Origin of the sequence: Rhizobium sp. BT03 (assembly GCF_030053155.1) — a bacterium.
In the GTDB taxonomy this organism is placed as follows: Bacteria; Pseudomonadota; Alphaproteobacteria; order Rhizobiales; family Rhizobiaceae; genus Rhizobium.
On the sequence record NZ_CP125640.1, the window covers coordinates 418,159 to 436,454 of the forward strand.

Genomic DNA, 18,296 nt, shown 5'->3' on the forward strand with positions numbered 1-18,296 from the left:
GTGTGGCTTTACGTCATTCGACGTATCCGCCACCGTTCCGGCAGCAGCCTATACGATCAGGCTTCGGAATCGGATCAGAAGTTGCCCCAGTTCTGGGCGCGGGCACGGGCGCGAATAATCCGATATTCGCGACCGCCATAGAGCGAGCCGATTGTCAGCATAAGCGTCAGAACGTCCCAGATGATATGCATTTTATCCTCTTAGGTTGGACGGCTCTGCCGCCGATCGGTGAATGCAGAATAACAATCTTTCGCATGTGCTTATATGACAAGAAATCGGGATAAGCGGGAAGCGGGCAGGGCGCGCCTCACACAGAGGAAAGGCGGCCTATGACGATATTCTCCGTCCGCCACATGACGTCCTATCGTTACGTCAGGGATGTCGATTTCGGCGAGCATCGCTTGATGTTCCGGCCGCGCGACAGTTTCGACCAGCGGCTGATCGAAGCGTCGTTGACGATATATCCTGAGGAAAGTCATGTGCGCTGGATCCACGATGTTTTCGGCAATTGCGTGGCGCTCATCGATATTTCCAGGCCGGCGTCCGAGCTTCGCTTCGAAACCTGGATCACGCTCGATCATACGCCCCAGGTTGCCCTCGATCTCAAGGTGGACGATCAGGCCCTCACCTATCCGTTCTCCTACGACAAGGACGAGATTGCCGATCTGACGCCGGCGATGCAGCGCCATTATCCCGACCCCAACGACGAGGTTGGACGCTGGGCGCACCGGTTCGTGCGCCAGGGGCGTCCGACGGAGACCGGGCATATGCTGATGACGCTCTGTTACGCCATCCGCGAAAGCTTCGTCTATGCGCGCCGGATGGAGCACGGAACGCAGACGCCGCTGCAGACTTTGCAGCTTCGCTCCGGCACCTGCCGGGATTTCGCGCTGCTGATGATGGAGGCGGCACGCGTCCTCGGCCTCGCGGCGCGGTTCGTCACGGGCTATGTCTATGTTCCCGACCGGGACGGCTCCACCGTGCTCGGCGGCGGTTCCACCCATGCATGGTGCCAGGTTTATCTTCCCGGCGCCGGCTGGGCGGAGTTCGATCCGACCAACGGGATCGTCGGCAACCGCGATCTTATTCGTGTCGCCGTCGCCCGCGATCCGCGCCAGGCGGTCCCGTTGAGCGGCAGCTACGATGGCGACGGGACGGATTTCGACAGCATGACGGTGCAGGTCAACGTCACCACGAAGTGACGTCGGACTTCCCGAGATTTGGGCGGCGACAATCGCGGCTGCGGGAACCGGGCAGGACGATCGACGTTGCATAGTCACGCCATCTGTGCGGGACGCGAGGACGCCACCATGAAAATACGCGCCGGGTTTCATCTGGGCTATGAATGCATACAGCCGACGCCGATGCTGCTCGCTCTCAACATTCATCCTTCGCGCCGCGCCGATCTTCTCAGCGATCAGGTTCTGACATTCGACCGGCCGATCGAGGCCTGGGAATATACCGACGGTTTCGGCAATGCCTGCAGCCGGATCGTCGCCCCGGCTGGAGTAACGACGATCTCCACCGAATTCGAGATTTACGACAGCGGCCAACCCGACGTCGTTCCCGACGACGCCGTCCAGCACGCGATCAACGACCTGCCGGACGAGGTGCTCGTCTTCCTGCTCGGCAGCCGCTATTGCGACACCGACAGGCTTGCCGATTTCGCCTGGGCAACCTTCTCGCCGACGCCGCTCGGCTGGGCGCGCGTCCAGGCGATCTGCGATTTCGTCCACGACCACATCACCTTCGACTACCAGAAGGCCGACCTTCTCCGGACCGCGCATGGCGGCTTCGTCGACAAGGCAGGCGTCTGCCGGGACTTTGCCCATCTCGCCATCGCGCTGTGCCGATGCATGAATATCCCGGCCAGATATTGCACTGGCTATCTCGGCGATATCGGCGTTCCGATCGATCCCAATCCGATGGATTTCAGCGCCTGGTTCGAGGTCTTTCTCGGCGGCCATTGGCATACGGTCGATGCCCGCCACAACACGCCGCGCATCGGCAGAATCCTGATGGGGACCGGCCGCGACGCCACCGACGTCGCGATGTCGACGGCCTTCGGCCCGGCCGTGCTTTCCCGCTTCGAGGTGATCACCGAGGAAGTGCCCCAGGAGGGGGCCGTTGAGGCCGATCCTATGCCTTCTTGAGGAATTCCGTTTTCAACACCAGGCCCTTGACCTGCTTGGTGTTGCACTCGATCTCGCCTGGATTGTCGGTCAGGCGAATGCCCTTGACCAATGTTCCCCGCTTCAGCGTCTCCGAGGTTCCCTTGACCTTGAGGTCCTTGATCAGCGTTACGGAATCGCCGTCGTGAAGCTGGCCTCCGTTGCTGTCCTTTACGATGATGTCGTCGGCCATGATGTTCCCGCCTGATAAATTCGCCTGATGATCTCCGGCGGGAAATCACGTCGACACGGGATAGTCAACTATTACGAACGGATCGATCGTCTGCCCGCGGTGCTGCTTCGCCAGTCGATCACGTCGCCGCGCAGGCATCCCGAACGCAGCCGCGCAGCCAGCGATGGGCCGGATCGGCATCCATCCTCGGATGCCAGAGCAAGGAAACCGTGATTTCAGAGATTGGAAAGGGCAGGGGAAAACTGTGCATTCCCTGGCGCAATGCTTGCGTGTGCCGTTCCGGAACGCAGGCGATAAGATCCGAAGCGCGGGCGAGCGCCAGCGCCGTGGAAAATCCGCCGACAATCGTGGCAATCTGCCGTTCGAGCCCGAGCGCATTCAGAGCTTCATCGATCGGTCCCTTGTCGAGCCCGCGGCGGGAGACGGCGATGTGCCGGCCAGCCGCATATCGGGCGGGCGTGAGCTCGCCCTGGCAGAGAGGATGCCCGATGCGCACGACGCCGATGAAACGATCACGGAACAAGGCCTGCGCCCGCACCTCCGGTCCCATCGTTTCGCCGACGACGCCGGTTTCCAGGTCGACGCTCCCGTCGCGCAACGGGGCGCTATCCTTATCCGGCTTCTGTACGAAGCGCAGCCGCGCGCCCGGCGCTTGCCCACCGAGGCGGGCGATGAGATCGGGCCCGAAGCTCTCGGCGAAGCCTTCGCTGGCGCGCAGCGTGAACGTCCGCACCAGGCGTTTGAGATCAAGCGCCGCGGCGGGGCGCAGCACCGCTTGCGCATCCTCGACGATCCGGCCGACCCGCTCGCGCAGTTGCAGCGCCCGGGGCGTGGGGACGAGGCCGCGGCCGGCGCGCACCAGCAGCGGATCGCCCGTTGTTTCGCGCAGTCGCGCCAGCGCCCGGCTCATCGCCGACGGGCTGAGCCGTAGCCTATCGGCGGCGCGGGCAACGCTGCCTTCGGCAAGCAGCACATCCAGGGTGACGAGCAGGTTGAGATCGGGTGGCGACATGCAGCCGATATAACACGGCTTCATATGGCGTCCAACGCATGGATAGAATGCAAATGCTGCGCGTTCCGCCATGTCGGTCGGAGGACTATGTTTCCGGCGGCTCCGTTCCTGGGAGCGAAAATACGGAGTCTACGGTGAAACCGATCATTGCAGAGCCAGGCGAGGCCGTCGCCGAACCCACCTATTCCGTCCGCTGGGCACTCGCCAGCCTTTCCCTCTCCATGCTGCTGCCATCGCTCGGCACCAGCATCGCCAATGTCGGCCTGCCAAGCCTGGCGCGGAGCTTCGACGCCTTCTTCCAGGACGTGCAGTGGATCGTGCTCGCCTATCTCCTTGCCATCACCACCCTGATCGTCAGCGTCGGGCGGCTCGGCGATGTCACCGGCCGGCGACGGCTGCTGCTCAGCGGCATCCTGCTCTCCACACTGGCTTCGGTCCTCTGCAGCCTTGCGACGACGCTGTGGCTGATGATTGCAGCGCGCGCGCTGCAGGGTCTGGGCGCGGCGATCATGATGGCGCTGACCATGGCCTTTGTCGGTGAAACGGTGCCGAGGGCGAGGACCGGGAGCGCCATGGGGCTGCTTGGAACGATGTCGGCGGTCGGCACCGCTCTTGGGCCGTCGCTCGGCGGCCTGCTGATCGCCTGTTTCGGCTGGCCGGCGATCTTCCTCGTCAACGTGCCGCTCGGCGTTGCGACCTTCGTTCTCGCCTATCGCTTTCTGCCGGACGACGGCGGACGGAAGAAGGGGCGGGCGGGCTTCGATACAGCGGGCACGCTGTTGCTTGCTCTTACGCTGTCGGCTTATGCGCTGGCGATGACGATCGGACATGGCAGCTTTGGCCTGCTGAACCTCGCCCTGCTGCTGACAGCCGGTTTCGGCGCCGGTCTCTTCGTCTTCACCGAGGCGAGAACGGCATCGCCGTTGATCGAGTTGTCGGTGTTCCGCAACCGCGTGCTCACCGCCAGCCTGGCGATGAACGCGCTCGTTTCGACCGTGATGATGGCGACGCTGGTGGTTGCGCCCTTCTATCTCTCCCGCGCGCTCGGGCTCGGCGAAGCGCTGGTTGGAGCCGTCATGTCGATCGGTCCGGCGATCTCCATCCTCAGCGGTGTCCCGGCCGGTCGCCTGGTCGATCGCCTGGACGCGCCCTTCGTGGTTGCCGCAGGGCTCGTCGCCATGGCCGCCGGCTCCATCGCTCTCGCCGTACTGCCCGGAATTGCCGGCTACATCGCCGGTATCGCCATGCTGACATCAGGCTATCAACTGTTCCAGGCAGCCAACAACACAGCCGTCATGGCGGATGTGCAGCCCGACCAGCGCGGCGTCATCTCCGGCATGCTCAACCTGTCGCGCAATCTCGGGCTGATTACCGGCGCATCCGTCATGGGGGCCGTGTTTGCATATGGATCGGCAACGCCCGAGATCGCTACGGCACGTCCCGAGGCCGTGAATGCAGGCATGCAGATCACCTTCGGCGTCGCAGCGGCATTGATCGCCGTCGCGCTCACCATTGCGGTCGGGACCTACCGTCGCCGAACCAGTTCCGAAGGAGCATGACCGCGCTTGGACCGGATCTATCGAGCACAAGCCGTCGGGAATTCAATCTGCCTCAAGCTTACCTGTGAAGCGGTTTCGCCCGTTCCAATAGGAGCAAGCCGGACAAGCCTCGCCGACCGGATAGTCGATTCCCTCTTCGTGAGGGCAGCCGAAGATTCCATCCATCGCCGCCACCGATTTCACGTCGTTTTCGCGCAGGAATGCCGCGATCTCAGCGATAATGGCGTCGTCTGTTCTGAGATCGCCGGTTTCGGCAAACCACCGGCGCATATCGGTCAACTCCGCATCCGGCGCCGGGATGATGCTGACGGCCACCTTGGTGGCGCGGCGGTTGTCGGGACCATAGTAAGCGATCGTACCGATGGGGTAGCCGCGGATACCCCGCTTGGTCTTTTTCTCGAGCCATTTCCGTGGCTGCCAGCCCAATTTCATCGCACTGCTCGCTTTTTGTAATTTGCTTTTCCATCCCGCCTGGTTCGTGGGATACCGTTCGATACCTAGAATATGGGCCGAGGATATGGCGCGCAATAAGCAATGGATCAGTCTATCCCCGAACGAGAATTCGGCTGCGGCCAACGCTCTTGAGAAATCGGCGACTATCGCGGCCTGCGAGGAACTCATGCCACGTTCGCCCGCATCTCCATTCCGGGATGACGCTTGCCGGGGCCCTTCGAATCCTCGAAGCTGACGATGTGCCGCATCCGGTCCGATCGAGGCGGTATCGGCGCGCAAGCTTGCCTTCGACGAATGAAATCTCGGTAACTACAATCATGAGCGAATATCAATACTACGAGTTCCAGGCGATCGATCGCCCGCTTCGCGATGCGGATCGCCAGGCCCTTCGCAATTTATCGACGCGGGCGCGGATCACCGCCACGAGCTTCACCAACTCCTACAACTGGGGCGACTTCAAAGGCGACCCGGCGGAGCTGATGCAACGCTGGTTCGACATGCACCTCTATCTCGCCAATTGGGGAACGCGGCGGCTGATGATCCGTTTCCCCAAGCGGTTGATCGATCAGCGGCGCATCGAGGAATTTTTCGGCGCGGCCGAGTGCGCCGAATTGACCACCTCGGGCGAACACCTGATCGTCGACATCCGCAGCCAGGAATCGGGGTTTGAAGATGACGATTGGGAGCCTGAGGATGACGATTGGGAGGAGGGGTCGGGCTGGCTCGCGGCGCTGACGCCGTTGCGTGCGGATGTGCTGCGAGGGGATTTCAGGCTCTTCTATCTGGTCTGGCTGATGGCCGTCCAGGAGGGCTCTGTCGCGCAGGATGCGGTGGCACCCCTGCCTGGGATCGGCCCGATGACCGACGAGCTTGAAGCTTTCGCGCAATTTTTCCGTCTCGATCCCCACCTCGTTGCCGCGGCCGCCGAACGCCCGGTAGAGACGGATTCGGACCGCTCCATGGCATCCGATGCCATCCGGCGCTTCGCAGCCGGCTTGCCCGACAATGAGAAGACGACGATGCTTGCCCGCCTGATCGAGGGTGATCCATATTTGGCAACCGAATTGCGAGAACGCGCCCGTAGCCTCTCTGCCGCCGTGGCCTCCTCAGCTAGCCCGGCGCCAACGATGGCGGAGCTGCAGGCCCGCGCCGGCGCCATTCGCGATATGCGCAAGCGCGAGGAAGAGGAGCGGCTGGCGGCGGAACGAAAACGGAAAGAGGCGGAGGAGGCCGGTGCTCGCCGCGCGCGGCTAAACGCGATCATAGAGCAGGGCGATAGCATCTGGCCTGAGATCGAGTTCGAGATCGAACGCCGCAAAGCTCCCGGCTATGACAGGGCCGCCAGTCTCCTCATGGACTTGAAGACGATCGCCGCGGAGAACGGCGACACCGCCGAATTCACCCGCCGCCTGCATTCGATCTTTGAACGCCACGCTCAGAAGGAGCGCTTCATCGCGCGGCTGACCGCTTTCGGTTGGTCCGGCGCACAAGGAGCGGAGATATAGCTGCAAGCTCCATCGATGCCGGCGGCCCGATTTGGAATATGCGGTAACAATCGAATCTCAGACCAAAGTCCGATCAATCCCGGACTTCGTACCCCATACCAACCCTTCTGCCGGTGCAATAGATTCGCGGGATGAGTGAAATTTCGGAGCTTTTGCTGTGACGAAGGTCATCATTGCGGGGATGATACTTGCGCCCGTTATCTTCTGGGGTTCTATCGGCATCTGGGTCTACTCGCTGCTTTCGTGAGCGGGTGCGGCGTCTTCAGTTGCCGATACAGATGGCATGACGCGACCTCACGGAATGAGGATGATCGATCCGCGCGTTCGGCGGGCTTCCATATCTTCATGGGCTTTCGCGGCCTCGCCGAGCCTGTATTTCGATACATTCGGCGCTTTGACGATACCGGCCTCGATGGCGGCGAAGAGGTTCCTCGCCGCCGCCTCGTACTCGCTGCGGTCGGCCGTATAGTGGGCGATGGACGGACGGGTGACGAACAGCGATCCCTTTGCGCCGAGCGACGCAACATTCAAGGGCGGCACGGGGCCGGAGGCTTCCCCGAAGCTGACAAGCGTGCCGCGCGGGCGCAGGCAATCCAGGGATCTGGCGAAGGTATCGGCGCCGACGGAGTCGTAGACGACGTGCACGCCCTTGCCGCCGGTGATCTCGGCAATGCGGGCTTTGAAATCTTCGCTGGTATGGACGATCGCGTGGTCGCAGCCATTTGCCCGCGCGATTGCGGCCTTTTCCTCCGAGCCGACTGTGCCGATCACGGTGGCGCCGAGATGCTTCAGCCATTGGGTGGCGATCGAGCCGACACCGCCTGCCGCGGCATGGAAAAGGACGGTGTCATCCTTGCCGACCGGCACGCAGCGATGGATCAGATATTCGGCCGTCAGCCCCTTGAAAACCAGGGCGGCGACCGTCTCGCTGTAATGTCTCGTCAAAATCCTGACCGAGAATGCGGATCAACTGGAGGGTTGAGCTGCGGCATAGCAGCCTCTTGATCCCAAGATGGGCAATGCCCCATAAAGCAGGATGATTTCCGCCGATCGACCGTCATTGCGAGATCCAGCGAGGGAGCAAAAATCCTGCCGACCGGCAGCATGGCGGAAGAGGTGGGATTCGAACCCACGGTACGGTTTCCCGCACGCCGGTTTTCAAGACCGGTTCCTTAAACCACTCGGACACTCTTCCATCTGATTGAAAGGGTTGAACAATCACCAAACGGTTGATTTTCAAAAATCGGCGTTTCCCACCGATTTGCGCCCCAATCACTCGATGGCTGGCTTTTTAGCAGCTTTGGTAGCAGCGTCAACTTGCCCGGCAGCATTTGTCGGCATCCGCGCCGATTGCAGGTCCGGCGCATAGTTTTTTGCCCGTTCGCGCATTGGAAATGATTGGCGTTCCTTCCGGCTTGAGCGTTTACTGTATTGTTCTGGCGGAGGAAAAAACCATGGCCATGTATCTCACGCGCTTCAGCTACACGCCCGAAACATGGGCGCGCATGATCGAAAACCCCGAGGATCGCCGGGAGGCGGCCCGTCATTACATTGAATCGGTGGGCGGAAAGCTCCATGGGTTCTGGTATGCCTTTGGCGAGCATGATGGTTGGAACCTCTGGGAGGCGCCCGATAACGTCTCGATGGCGGCTGTCGCGCTTGCTATCGGGGCGGGAGGGGCAATCAGCTCCATGGAAACCACTGTCCTGCTCAGCATCGAGGATACGATCGAAGCCTTGGGAAAGGCGAAGTCGGTTCGGTATCGCCCACCGGCAGCATAGGGGCGCCGGCTTGGACTACGATCATCCTGCTTTAGCGTCCGTCGGATCCCGTGGCGTTGGGCGTTTCAACATGGTGCTTTTCGGGCGTTTTGAAGCGGGCGAATCTTTACCATATGCCCCGCATCGGCACGGGAATTTCAGGCCTCTTTGCGGCAGCCGCAGGGCAGGGTGGCAAGCCTCGCGTTAGTGATTTATAAACCATAATCATTAGAATTGTCGCTATCGCTGCGAAATCGTTCGTAAATTTGCCACGAACTTCGCAAGATTAAAGTCTCGTTAGGCGGGCGGGGATAAGGCGTATTGGCCCAGTATGGGGCAAAGTTCCTTAACCATAACGATCTTTGAGCGGCGTGGGACATATGAAATTGGGATACGGGGCGGTGTCTTTCGCAACCACAGCGCGGTGGCTGGCGGTATCGGCGATGTGTGCGACGGTTGCAGCGTGCGGCACGACGCAGGCGGTGCCGAAGAAGAAAGCCCACGGCAAAGAATATTTCTCCGAATCCGAATATGGCGTGAAGGCGAGCCCGCGGGTCGCCACCGGCAACAATATCCCCAAGGGCGGCGGGCGTTATATCGTCGGCAATCCTTACGAGGTGAAGGGCAAGTGGTATTATCCGAAGGAAGATTTCGCCTATAACAAGGTCGGCGTCGCCTCCTGGTACGGCTCGGCCTTTCATGGTCGCCTGACGGCGAACGGCGAAGTCTACGATCAGATGCATCTTTCCGCCGCCCATCCGACATTCCCGCTGCCGAGCTATGCGCGTGTCACCAATCTCGAAAGCGGTTCTTCGGTCATCGTGCGCGTCAACGATCGCGGCCCCTATCACGAAGGCCGCATCATCGACCTTTCGAACAAGACGGCCGATATGCTCGATCTGCAGCACAGCGGCACCGGTAAGGTGCGCGTGCAATATGTCGGCCGCGCCCGCATGGACGGCCACGACATGCCCTATCTGATGGCCTCTTACGTGCCGAAGGGCAGCCGCATTCCCGGCGTCAATCCGGAAGGCCAGATCGCAACCGGCGTGATGGTCGCCTCCAACAGCCGCAAGATCACCCGCGACCAGCTGCAGAGTTCGGACGATTACGAAACGCCGGCCAACGTGCCCGTCCCGATGTCGGCGACCTCCTATGCCGGCTCGACGCCGAGCGCACGCTATAATGCGGCAGCTGCTCCTGCTCCGGGCGCTCATGTCCTGGTGGCGCCGGCGGCACCGTCCGCCAGCAATGCCCCGCAGACCTTCGGCCAGATGGTCGTGCTGCCTGAGATCGGTCCCATGCCTTATGAACGGCCGCTGGGCTCGCTCGCGCTCGGTTACCAGAACGAGGACGTGAAGACGGTGACCGTTAATCTTGCCTTTGATGCGGTGATGGTGCGCAATGACGGGCTGACGCAGGAGTCGATCCTTGCCTCGGCCAAGCGTCATCAGGCCAAATTCGCCGCGCGCTGAGCGCGGCGATTGCATCGGATTTCCTCTCGCTCTAACCTCCGGACGACACGCCGCTCGATCTATGGAAACTCCTGATGCTGAAGCCTGTGCTTCGCCTGTTAGAGCGGTTCCGCTTCTCATCGAAGCGCAGAACCGCTTTAAATTCTTGTTTCGCCGAAATTCCGGACACAAAACCGCTACGCACTTTTGCTGGAATTGCTTTGGGCCTCCTGCCGTTGACCACCGGGGCGCTTGCTGCCGATAGCGGGGCCGCCGGTTTCGCCACCAAAGCGGCGCAGGCCTATATGATCGAGGCCGCCACCGGCACCGTGCTTCTCGCCAAGAACGAGGACCAGGGCTTTTCGCCGGCTTCGCTCGCCAAGCTGATGACGATGGATCTCGTCTTCGATGCGGTGACGAAGGGCCAGATCACCTTCGATACCGAATATCCCGTTTCCGAATATGCCTGGAGAACCGGCGGCGCGCCGTCGCGGACTGCAACGATGTTTGCCAGCCTCAAATCGCGCGTGCGCGTCGAGGATCTGATCAAGGGCATCGCCATCCAGGGCGCCAATGACAGCTGCATCATCCTTGCCGAAGGCATGGCCGGAAGCGAGCAGCAATTTGCCGTGTCAATGACGCGGCGCGCCCGTGAACTCGGCATGGCGACGGCCGAGTTCGGCAATTCCACCGGGCTTCCGGATGGGAAGAGTAAGGTGACGGCGCGCGAGATGGTGACGCTGGCCACGGTCCTGCAGCAGTCCTATCCGAACCTCTATCCCTATTTCGCGCAGCCGGATTTCGAGTGGAACAAGATCTTCCAACGTAACCGCAATCCGCTGCTCGGGCTCGATCTCGGCGCCGACGGGCTGGCCACCGGCTTTACCGAGGGCGAGGGCTATTCGATCGTCGCCTCGGTCGAGCGGGACGGCAGGCGGCTGTTTCTGGCGCTTGCCGGCATCGCTTCCGACAAGGAGCGGACGGAGGAGGCCAAGCGAGTGCTCGAATGGGGGCTGACGGCCTTCGAGAACCGGCAGATCTTCGCCGACAAGGAGGTGATCGGCGCCGCCAGCGTCTATGGCGGGACGGCACGCACCGTTGATCTCGTGGCCAAAGCGCCGGTCAGCGTCTATATTCCGATCAGCAATCCCGACCGGCTGTCGGCGCGCATCATCTATCGCTGGCCGCTGACGGCGCCGGTGCAGCCGGATACCCAGGCAGGTACGCTCAGGATTTTCGCGGGCAGCCGGCTGCTCAGGGAAGTGCCGCTCTATACCGTGCAGGCGGTCGGCGAGGGTTCGCTCAGCAGCCGGGCTGTTGACGCTATGCTGGAACTCGGCGAATCGCTGTTCTTCTCCTGGCTCTGGGACAAGTCCGCGCCCGGCTGAATGCCGGCGCTGCGATGCAATTTGCCGGGAAAGGTGAATATGTCGCCGCGGCGAAAGGTTTTCCTTCCTGCTGTCTTCGGATAGATAGAAGAAGCAAGGCGCGTGCGGCGCCTGGAATGCGGGAAGTTGTCATTGTCATCCGGTGCGGGATTGTTCGTTACGTTTGAAGGCGGGGAGGGCGCTGGGAAATCCACGCAGATCCGCCGCCTCGCCGAGGCACTGAAGGGCGAAGGTCACGATGTGCTGGTGACGCGGGAACCGGGCGGATCGCCGGGTGCCGAGGCCGTGCGCCACGTGCTGTTGTCGGGGGCTGCCGAAGCCTTCGGCACGCGGATGGAGGCGATTCTCTTTGCGGCGGCGCGCAACGACCATGTCGAAGAGGTGATCCGGCCCGCACTGGCGGCCGGCAAGATCGTGCTCTGCGACCGCTTCATGGATTCCTCCCGCGTCTACCAAGGCGTTACCGGCAATCTGGAGCCCGATTTCATCGAGACGCTGCAGCGCATCGCCATCAACGGCGTGATGCCGGATTGCACCGTGATCCTCGACATCCCCGCCAAGATCGGGCTGGAGCGGGCGCAGAAGCGCGCCGCCGCCGATGCCCCCGACCGCTTCGAGAAAGAGCGGCTCGAAACCCACGAAAAACGGCGCGAAGCCTTTCTCGATATCGCCACCCGCGAGCCGGAGCGCTGTCACGTGATCAACGCGATGCAGAGCGAGGAGGCGATCGCCGCTGAGATCCAGGCGATCGTCCACCAGCTCATGTCGCCGGCAGGCCGTGCGCGCATGCCGGAAGCCGCCCATCATGAGTGAAGCCCGCTATGAGTGAAGAAAGACCCGGACTGCTCGATGGCGCCATCTGGCCGGGGGAAAATACCAGGCTGTTCGGCCATGAGGAGGCAGAGGCCTTCCTTGCGCACTCCTACCGCTCCGGCAAGGGTCACCACGCCATCCTGATAGAAGGGCCTGAGGGCATCGGCAAGGCGACGCTTGCCTTCCGCTTCGCCAATCACGTGCTCTCGCATCCCGATCCCGCCACCGCGCCGGAGACGATCGGCGATCCGGATCCTGCCTCATCCGTCAGCCGGCAGATCACCTCCGGCGCCTCGCACAATCTCCTGCATCTCGCCCGTCCGGTGGATGAAAAGACCGGCAAGGTAAAGTCGGCGATCACCGTCGACGAGGTTCGCCGCGCCGGCAAATTCTTCTCGCAGACCTCGGGCACCGGCAATTGGCGGATCGTCATCATCGATCCGGCCGACGACATGAACCGCAATGCGGCCAACGCCATTCTCAAAATCCTGGAAGAGCCGCCGAAGCGGGCGCTGTTCCTGGTGCTCTCGCATGCGCCGGGACGATTGCTGCCGACGATCCGCTCGCGCTGCCTGCCGCTGAAACTGGCGCCGCTTGCCGACGATGCACTGATGGCGGCGCTTGCCCATCTCGGCATATCAGGCGAGGGCGGGGCGGTGCTTTCGGCTGCCAAGGGCAGCGTCGGCGAGGCGCTGAAACTGTTGAACTACGGCGGCGGCGAGATCATCGCCGCCTATGACGAGATGCTGTCGGCCGAAGGAGCAACAGCCCGCAAGGCGATGCATCGGCTGGCCGACGCGCTTTCGGGCAAAGAAAGCGACACGATCTTCGATTTCTTCGTCAGCCATGTCGGCGACGACATCATGAACCGGGCGCGCGTGGCGGCAGGCGAGGGGCAGATCACGGCTGCAGAACGGCTGGCGCGGCTCTATTCCGAAATCGCCGAGCGGCTCTCTATTTCGGACGCCTATAACCTCGATCGCAAACAGACGATTATCAGCATTCTCGCCGATATCAAGCAACCCGGCCTTTAATGTGCTGTGTTCAGCCGGTCAGCAGCTTGCCTGCGACGACGGCGAGTGTGGCGGCAAGAACGATGCGGATGGTGCGTTCGTGCAGCTTCGGCGCCAGCAGGCTGCCGATGATGATGCCGGGGATGGAGCCGATGAGCAGGGCAAACAGCATCGGCCAGTCGATTTCACCGATCAGCCAGTAGCCCGTGCCGCCGATCAGGGTCAGCGGCACGGCATGGACGATATCGGAACCGACGATCTCGCGCACATTGAGCCTGGGATAAAGGACCAGCAGGATCGTCACCCCCAAGGCGCCCGCACCGACCGAGGTCAGGGTGACGAGAACGCCGAGGAGAAATCCGAGAATGACGGTGAGGGCGAGGATGGTTCTCGGCTGCGGCGGTGTGCGGTCGCCGATGGCGCGGCGTGCCATCTCGAGTATCGGGCCTCGGAACACCAGCATGATCGCAGTCATGACGAGAAGCCAGCCGAGCGCCGTGGTGATCGTATTGGTGACGCCGATGCTTTTGCGATCGACGCCTGCCAGCAGCCACAGCATGAGCAAGGCGGCCGGAACGCTGCCGATGGCGAGACTGCCGACGATCTTCCAGTTGACGCGCCCGTGCATGCCGTGGACGGCAGTGCCGGCGGTCTTGGTGATCGCCGCATAGAGAAGATCGGTGCCGACCGCGGTTGCGGGATGGACGCCGAAGAGCAGCACCAGCAAGGGGGTCATCAGCGAACCGCCGCCAACACCGGTGATGCCGACGAGCGCGCCGACGAACAGGCCCGAAAGCGAATAGAGGGGCTCGAACGTCAATCAAGCGCCTCCGACGGCGCGCGGCCACGACTAACCGGATCGATGAAAACTGACACTTCGTTCTGCTCCGCCCTCTTCTCCATGACGGGTAGATTGCGGCAGAAGCTGAGTCAAGTTCACTGCCGCCCGCGTCCCGGAAATCATCGGCGGCGGTAAAACTTGATGTTTCGCTTGACGGTGACATGCGCTAAGAGCGGCTGACCATTTTTATAGAGTTAGCCGGACATTGGCCGCCATGACAGACAAGACACCCTTCTACATCACCACCGCGATTTCCTATCCCAACGGCAAGCCGCATATCGGCCATGCCTATGAGCTGATCGCGACGGATGCGATGGCGCGCTACCAGCGCTTGGATGGCAGGGATGTGTTCTTCCTGACCGGCACCGACGAACACGGCCAGAAGATGCAGCAGACGGCGCGCGCCGAAGGGATTACCGCGCAGGCGCTTGCCGACCGCAACTCCGGCGAATTCCAGGCGATGGCGACGCTGCTCAACGCCTCGAACGATGATTTCATCCGCACCACGCAGGAGCGTCATCACGAAACGTCGCGCAACATCTGGAACCTGATGGCCGAGAATGGCGACATCTACAAGGACAGCTATGCCGGCTGGTATTCGGTGCGCGACGAGGCCTATTACCAGGAAAACGAGACGGAGCTGCGCGCCGACGGCGTGCGCTACGGGCCGCAGGGCACGCCGGTCGAGTGGGTGGAAGAGGCGAGCTATTTCTTCAAGCTCTCCGAATACCAGGAAAAGCTGCTTGCCCATTACGAGGCGAACCCCGATTTCATCGGTCCGGCCGAGCGCCGCAACGAGGTGATCTCCTTCGTCAAGTCGGGCCTGAAAGACCTCTCGGTCTCGCGCACGACCTTCGACTGGGGCATCAAGGTGCCGAACGATCCCGCCCATGTCATGTATGTCTGGGTCGACGCGCTGACCAACTACATCACCGCCACAGGTTATATCGAGGACAGGAACGGCCCGCGGGCGAAATACTGGCCGGCCGATGTGCACATCATCGGCAAGGACATCATCCGCTTCCACGCGGTCTACTGGCCGGCCTTCCTGATGTCGGCGAAGCTGCCGCTGCCGAAGCGGGTCTTTGCCCACGGCTTCCTGCTCAACAAGGGCGAGAAGATGTCGAAGTCGCTCGGCAATGTCGTCGATCCCGTCAATCTGGTGAACCATTTCGGTCTCGATCAGGTGCGCTACTTCTTCCTGCGCGAAGTTTCCTTCGGCCAGGACGGCAGCTACAGCGAAGAGGCGATCGGCACGCGCATCAATTCCGACCTCGCCAACGGCATCGGCAACCTCGCCAGCCGCTCGCTGTCGATGATCGTCAAGAACTGTGACGGCAAGATCCCGGAATGCGGGCCGCTGACCGATGACGACAAGGCGATGCTGGCGCAGGCCGACGCGCTGCATGCCTCGACGCGCGAGGACATGGGCAAGCAGCAGATCCACCGGGCGCTCGCCTCGATTATCGCGGTGGTTTCCGAGACCGACCGTTATTTCGCCGGCCAGGCGCCGTGGGCGCTGAAGAAGACCGATCCGGAGCGGATGGGCACGGTGCTCTATGTCACTGCCGAAGTCGTGCGCCAGATCGCCATCCTGCTGCAGCCCTTCATGCCGGAATCATCCGGCAAGCTGCTCGACCTAGTCGCGGCACCGAAAGACAAACGCGACTTCGCCGCTCTCGGGCAAGCCGGCCGTCTCGTTGCCGGAACGCCGCTCGAAGCGCCGACCCCGGTCTTCCCGCGCTACGTCGCTCCGGAGGCTTGAGGCCGTGCTAATCGATACCCATTGCCATCTGGATTTCGCCGACTTCGAGGCGGAGCGCGACGAGATCGTCGCGCGTGCTCATCAGGCCGGTGTCAGGCAGATGGTGACGATCTCGACGCGGGTGCGTAAGCTCGATGGGCTGCTTGAAATCACCGAGAAATATCCCTCGGTCTTCTGCTCGGTCGGTACGCATCCGAACAATGCCGGCGAAGAGCTGGATATCCAAACGGAAGAGCTGGTGCGCCTTGCCAACGCCCATGAGAAGGTGGTGGCGATCGGCGAGGCGGGCCTCGATTATTTCTACGATACGCAGACGCCTCAGGACCAACAGACCGGCTTCCGCCGCCATATCGCGGCGGCGCGCGCCACACAGCTGCCGCTCGTCATCCACAGCCGCAGCGCCGATGAGGACATGGCCGCGATCCTAACCGAGGAAACGGGGAAGGGGGCCTTCCCCTTCATCCTGCACTGCTTCTCGGCCGGCCCGGAACTGGCACGGACCGGCGTCGAACTCGGCGGCTACGTTTCTTTCTCGGGCATCCTGACCTTCCCGAAGTCGGAAGAGCTGCGCGAAATCGCCAAGACCATCCCTCAGGATAGGCTGCTGGTGGAAACCGATGCGCCGTATCTGGCGCCGAAGCGTTGGCGCGGCAAGCGCAACGAACCGTCCTATGTCGTCAACACCGCCGAGGTGCTCGCCGAGACGATCGGCCTTTCCTACGCGGAGGTTGCGCGGATCACGACGGAGAACGCATTGCGCCTGTTTACGAAGATGCCGAGGGTCTGAGAGCGTGCTCTACCGGCGGCGCTTCACCATTCTCGGCTGTTCGTCGTCACCCGGCGTGCCGCGCATTACCGGCGACTGGGGCGCCTGCAATCCCGACAATCCGAAGAACCGGCGCACCCGTGCCGCCTTCATGGTGCAGCAATTTGCGCCGGACGGCGGTGTCACCACCGTCGTTATCGACACCGGGCCGGATTTTCGCGAACAGATGATCAGGGCAGGGGCCGACCATGTCGATGCCGTGCTCTACAGCCATCCGCATGCCGATCATATTCATGGCATCGACGATCTGCGCGGCTATTTTCACAACACCCGCCGCCGGGTGCCGATCTTTGCCGACCAATATACGATGGACAGGCTGCGGGAAGCCTTCGGCTATTGCCTGGAAACGCCGCCGGGCAGCAATTATCCGCCGATCGTGCTGCCTGTTGTCATCGAAAACCTCGACGAAGCCGTCGAAATCCGCGGCCCCGGCGGCAAGATACAGTTTCATCCGCATATTCAGCAGCACGGCGATATCCATTCGCTCGGCTTTCGCATCGGCGATGTGGCTTATTGCAGCGATATCAGCGACTTCCCGCCTCAGACCGTCGACAAGCTTCAGAACCTCGATGTGCTGATCATCGACGCGCTGCAATATACCTATCATCCGAGCCATCTGTCGCTGGAACAGTCGCTCGACTGGATCGGCCGGCTGAAGCCGAAACGGGCAATCCTCACGCATATGCACACGCCGCTCGACTACGACGTGGTGATGGCTGAGACGCCGGACCATGTGGTGCCGGCCTATGATCAGATGAGTTTCGAAACCGAGGTCAGGATCGGGGCTTGAGCCCCGACCTCAGAGCATGTTCGGGCCTGATCACTACATGTAGGGCATAACCTCAACGGCGCCGCGATAGATCATGTCGAGCGAGACGTAGAGGATGATCAGCAAGCCGACATAGGCGATCCAGCGATGGTCGTGGAGCAACCGGGCGATCAGGTTGGCGGCGATGCCCATCAGCGCGATCGACAGGGCAAGACCGATGATCAGCACGCTCGGATGTTCGCGCGCGGCACCGGCCACGGCGAGCACGTTGTCGAGCGACATCGAGACGTCGGCGATGACGATCTGGGTCGCCGCCTGGAAAAAGGTCTTTTTCGGCGCGCCTTCGGCGCCGGCCGCTTCGTGGTTCTCGCCATGGCCGGCGCGAAGCTCGCGCCACATCTTCCAGCAGACCCAGAGGAGCAGAAGTCCGCCGGCCAACAGCAGACCGACGATCGCCAGCAGATAGACCGCAACGCTGGCAAAGAGAATGCGCAGGACGGTCGCGGCCACGATGCCGACGACGATCGCTTTTCGGCGTTGGGTGGCCTCGAGGCCGGCAGCGGCAAGACCGATAACCACGGCGTTGTCGCCGGCGAGAACGAGGTCGATAGCAATGACCTGCAGCAAAGCCGTCAGACCGGCTGCCGTAAAGATGTCCATATGAAATATCCCCAATGCGTCAACAGCCGTGCTAGCGTCTCGAAGGTTTGACGTCAACCGCTACGGCGCTTTGAATTGCGGTGACGCCGGACAATGGTCCTCGATACCAAAACG

General features: G+C 62.1%; 18 protein-coding genes and 1 tRNA gene. 12 read left to right on the forward strand and 7 right to left on the reverse strand.

Features of this window, described 5'->3' with window-relative positions; all coding sequences use genetic code 11:
• Window positions 1-329: 329 nt before the first annotated feature.
• A complete protein-coding gene (locus QMO80_RS02020; protein ID WP_283198684.1) occupies window positions 330-1,202 on the forward strand; it encodes a transglutaminase family protein in 873 nt (290 codons plus the stop codon).
• 108 nt (window positions 1,203-1,310) lie between these two features.
• A complete protein-coding gene (locus QMO80_RS02025; protein WP_283198685.1) occupies window positions 1,311-2,153 on the forward strand; it encodes a transglutaminase family protein in 843 nt (280 codons plus the stop codon).
• Here the strand turns inward: QMO80_RS02025 and QMO80_RS02030 are convergent.
• Both QMO80_RS02030 and QMO80_RS02035 read right to left on the reverse strand, forming a co-directional pair.
• Window positions 2,140-2,364 (reverse strand): alkylphosphonate utilization protein, encoded by a 225-nt coding sequence (locus QMO80_RS02030; protein ID WP_283198686.1) that lies wholly within the window; start codon window positions 2,362-2,364, stop codon window positions 2,140-2,142. The two genes, QMO80_RS02025 and QMO80_RS02030, sit on opposite strands and share 14 nt — an antisense overlap.
• Window positions 2,365-2,482: 118 nt before the next feature.
• A complete protein-coding gene (locus QMO80_RS02035; RefSeq protein ID WP_283200089.1) occupies window positions 2,483-3,376 on the reverse strand; it encodes a LysR family transcriptional regulator in 894 nt (297 codons plus the stop codon).
• A gap of 134 nt (window positions 3,377-3,510) precedes the next feature.
• Here QMO80_RS02035 and QMO80_RS02040 point away from each other — a divergent pair, with 134 nt between their 5' ends.
• Window positions 3,511-4,935, forward strand: coding sequence for an MFS transporter (locus QMO80_RS02040; RefSeq protein ID WP_283198687.1), 1,425 nt, complete (start codon window positions 3,511-3,513; stop codon window positions 4,933-4,935).
• A gap of 42 nt (window positions 4,936-4,977) precedes the next feature.
• Here QMO80_RS02040 and QMO80_RS02045 read toward each other — a convergent pair whose 3' ends face one another.
• Window positions 4,978-5,556 carry a hypothetical protein gene (locus QMO80_RS02045; RefSeq protein WP_283198688.1) on the reverse strand — a complete coding sequence of 193 codons (579 nt, stop codon included), beginning with the start codon at window positions 5,554-5,556 and terminating at the stop codon, window positions 4,978-4,980.
• Between the two features lie 149 nt (window positions 5,557-5,705).
• Here QMO80_RS02045 and QMO80_RS02050 point away from each other — a divergent pair, with 149 nt between their 5' ends.
• Window positions 5,706-6,893: a hypothetical protein gene (locus tag QMO80_RS02050; protein ID WP_283198689.1), complete on the forward strand. Its 1,188-nt coding sequence runs from the start codon at window positions 5,706-5,708 to the stop codon at window positions 6,891-6,893.
• 294 nt (window positions 6,894-7,187) lie between these two features.
• Here the strand turns inward: QMO80_RS02050 and QMO80_RS02055 are convergent, their stop codons facing one another.
• Entirely contained in the window at window positions 7,188-7,838 is a 651-nt protein-coding gene (locus QMO80_RS02055) for a quinone oxidoreductase (protein WP_283198690.1), read from the reverse strand.
• Between the two features lie 160 nt (window positions 7,839-7,998).
• Window positions 7,999-8,088, reverse strand: a tRNA-Ser gene (locus QMO80_RS02060).
• Window positions 8,089-8,347: 259 nt separating this feature from the next.
• Here QMO80_RS02060 and QMO80_RS02065 point away from each other — a divergent pair.
• From QMO80_RS02065 to QMO80_RS02085, 5 genes are all read left to right on the forward strand, one after another.
• A complete protein-coding gene (locus tag QMO80_RS02065) occupies window positions 8,348-8,674 on the forward strand; it encodes a GYD domain-containing protein (protein ID WP_283198691.1) in 327 nt (108 codons plus the stop codon).
• A 359-nt stretch (window positions 8,675-9,033) separates the two neighbouring features.
• A complete protein-coding gene (locus tag QMO80_RS02070; protein ID WP_283198692.1) occupies window positions 9,034-10,128 on the forward strand; it encodes a septal ring lytic transglycosylase RlpA family protein in 1,095 nt (364 codons plus the stop codon).
• Between the two features lie 74 nt (window positions 10,129-10,202).
• Window positions 10,203-11,495: a D-alanyl-D-alanine carboxypeptidase family protein gene (locus QMO80_RS02075; RefSeq protein WP_283198693.1), complete on the forward strand. Its 1,293-nt coding sequence runs from the start codon at window positions 10,203-10,205 to the stop codon at window positions 11,493-11,495.
• Window positions 11,496-11,627: 132 nt separating this feature from the next.
• Window positions 11,628-12,308: a dTMP kinase gene (gene tmk, locus QMO80_RS02080; RefSeq protein ID WP_283198694.1), complete on the forward strand. Its 681-nt coding sequence runs from the start codon at window positions 11,628-11,630 to the stop codon at window positions 12,306-12,308.
• 8 nt (window positions 12,309-12,316) lie between these two features.
• Complete coding sequence (locus QMO80_RS02085; RefSeq protein WP_283198695.1) at window positions 12,317-13,342, forward strand: DNA polymerase III subunit delta'; 1,026 nt, start codon at window positions 12,317-12,319, stop codon at window positions 13,340-13,342.
• A 10-nt stretch (window positions 13,343-13,352) separates the two neighbouring features.
• Here QMO80_RS02085 and QMO80_RS02090 read toward each other — a convergent pair whose 3' ends face one another.
• On the reverse strand, window positions 13,353-14,141 hold the full coding sequence (locus QMO80_RS02090) for a sulfite exporter TauE/SafE family protein (RefSeq protein WP_283198696.1): 789 nt from the start codon (window positions 14,139-14,141) through the stop codon (window positions 13,353-13,355).
• A 235-nt stretch (window positions 14,142-14,376) separates the two neighbouring features.
• Between QMO80_RS02090 and metG the strand changes: the two genes are divergently transcribed.
• Genes metG through QMO80_RS02105 form a run of 3 tightly spaced genes read left to right on the forward strand, consistent with a single transcriptional unit; the run spans window position 14,377 to window position 17,543 of the window.
• Window positions 14,377-15,927: a methionine--tRNA ligase gene (gene metG / locus QMO80_RS02095; RefSeq protein WP_283198697.1), complete on the forward strand. Its 1,551-nt coding sequence runs from the start codon at window positions 14,377-14,379 to the stop codon at window positions 15,925-15,927.
• 4 nt (window positions 15,928-15,931) lie between these two features.
• The gene (locus tag QMO80_RS02100; protein WP_283198698.1) at window positions 15,932-16,714 is read left to right on the forward strand and encodes a TatD family hydrolase; all 783 of its coding nucleotides are present in this window, start codon (window positions 15,932-15,934) and stop codon (window positions 16,712-16,714) included.
• 4 nt (window positions 16,715-16,718) lie between these two features.
• Window positions 16,719-17,543: an MBL fold metallo-hydrolase gene (locus tag QMO80_RS02105; protein WP_283198699.1), complete on the forward strand. Its 825-nt coding sequence runs from the start codon at window positions 16,719-16,721 to the stop codon at window positions 17,541-17,543.
• A 33-nt stretch (window positions 17,544-17,576) separates the two neighbouring features.
• On the opposite strand, the gene QMO80_RS02110 is transcribed toward QMO80_RS02105, so the two are convergent.
• Window positions 17,577-18,182: a TerC family protein gene (locus QMO80_RS02110; RefSeq protein WP_283198700.1), complete on the reverse strand. Its 606-nt coding sequence runs from the start codon at window positions 18,180-18,182 to the stop codon at window positions 17,577-17,579.
• Window positions 18,183-18,296: the final 114 nt, after the last annotated feature.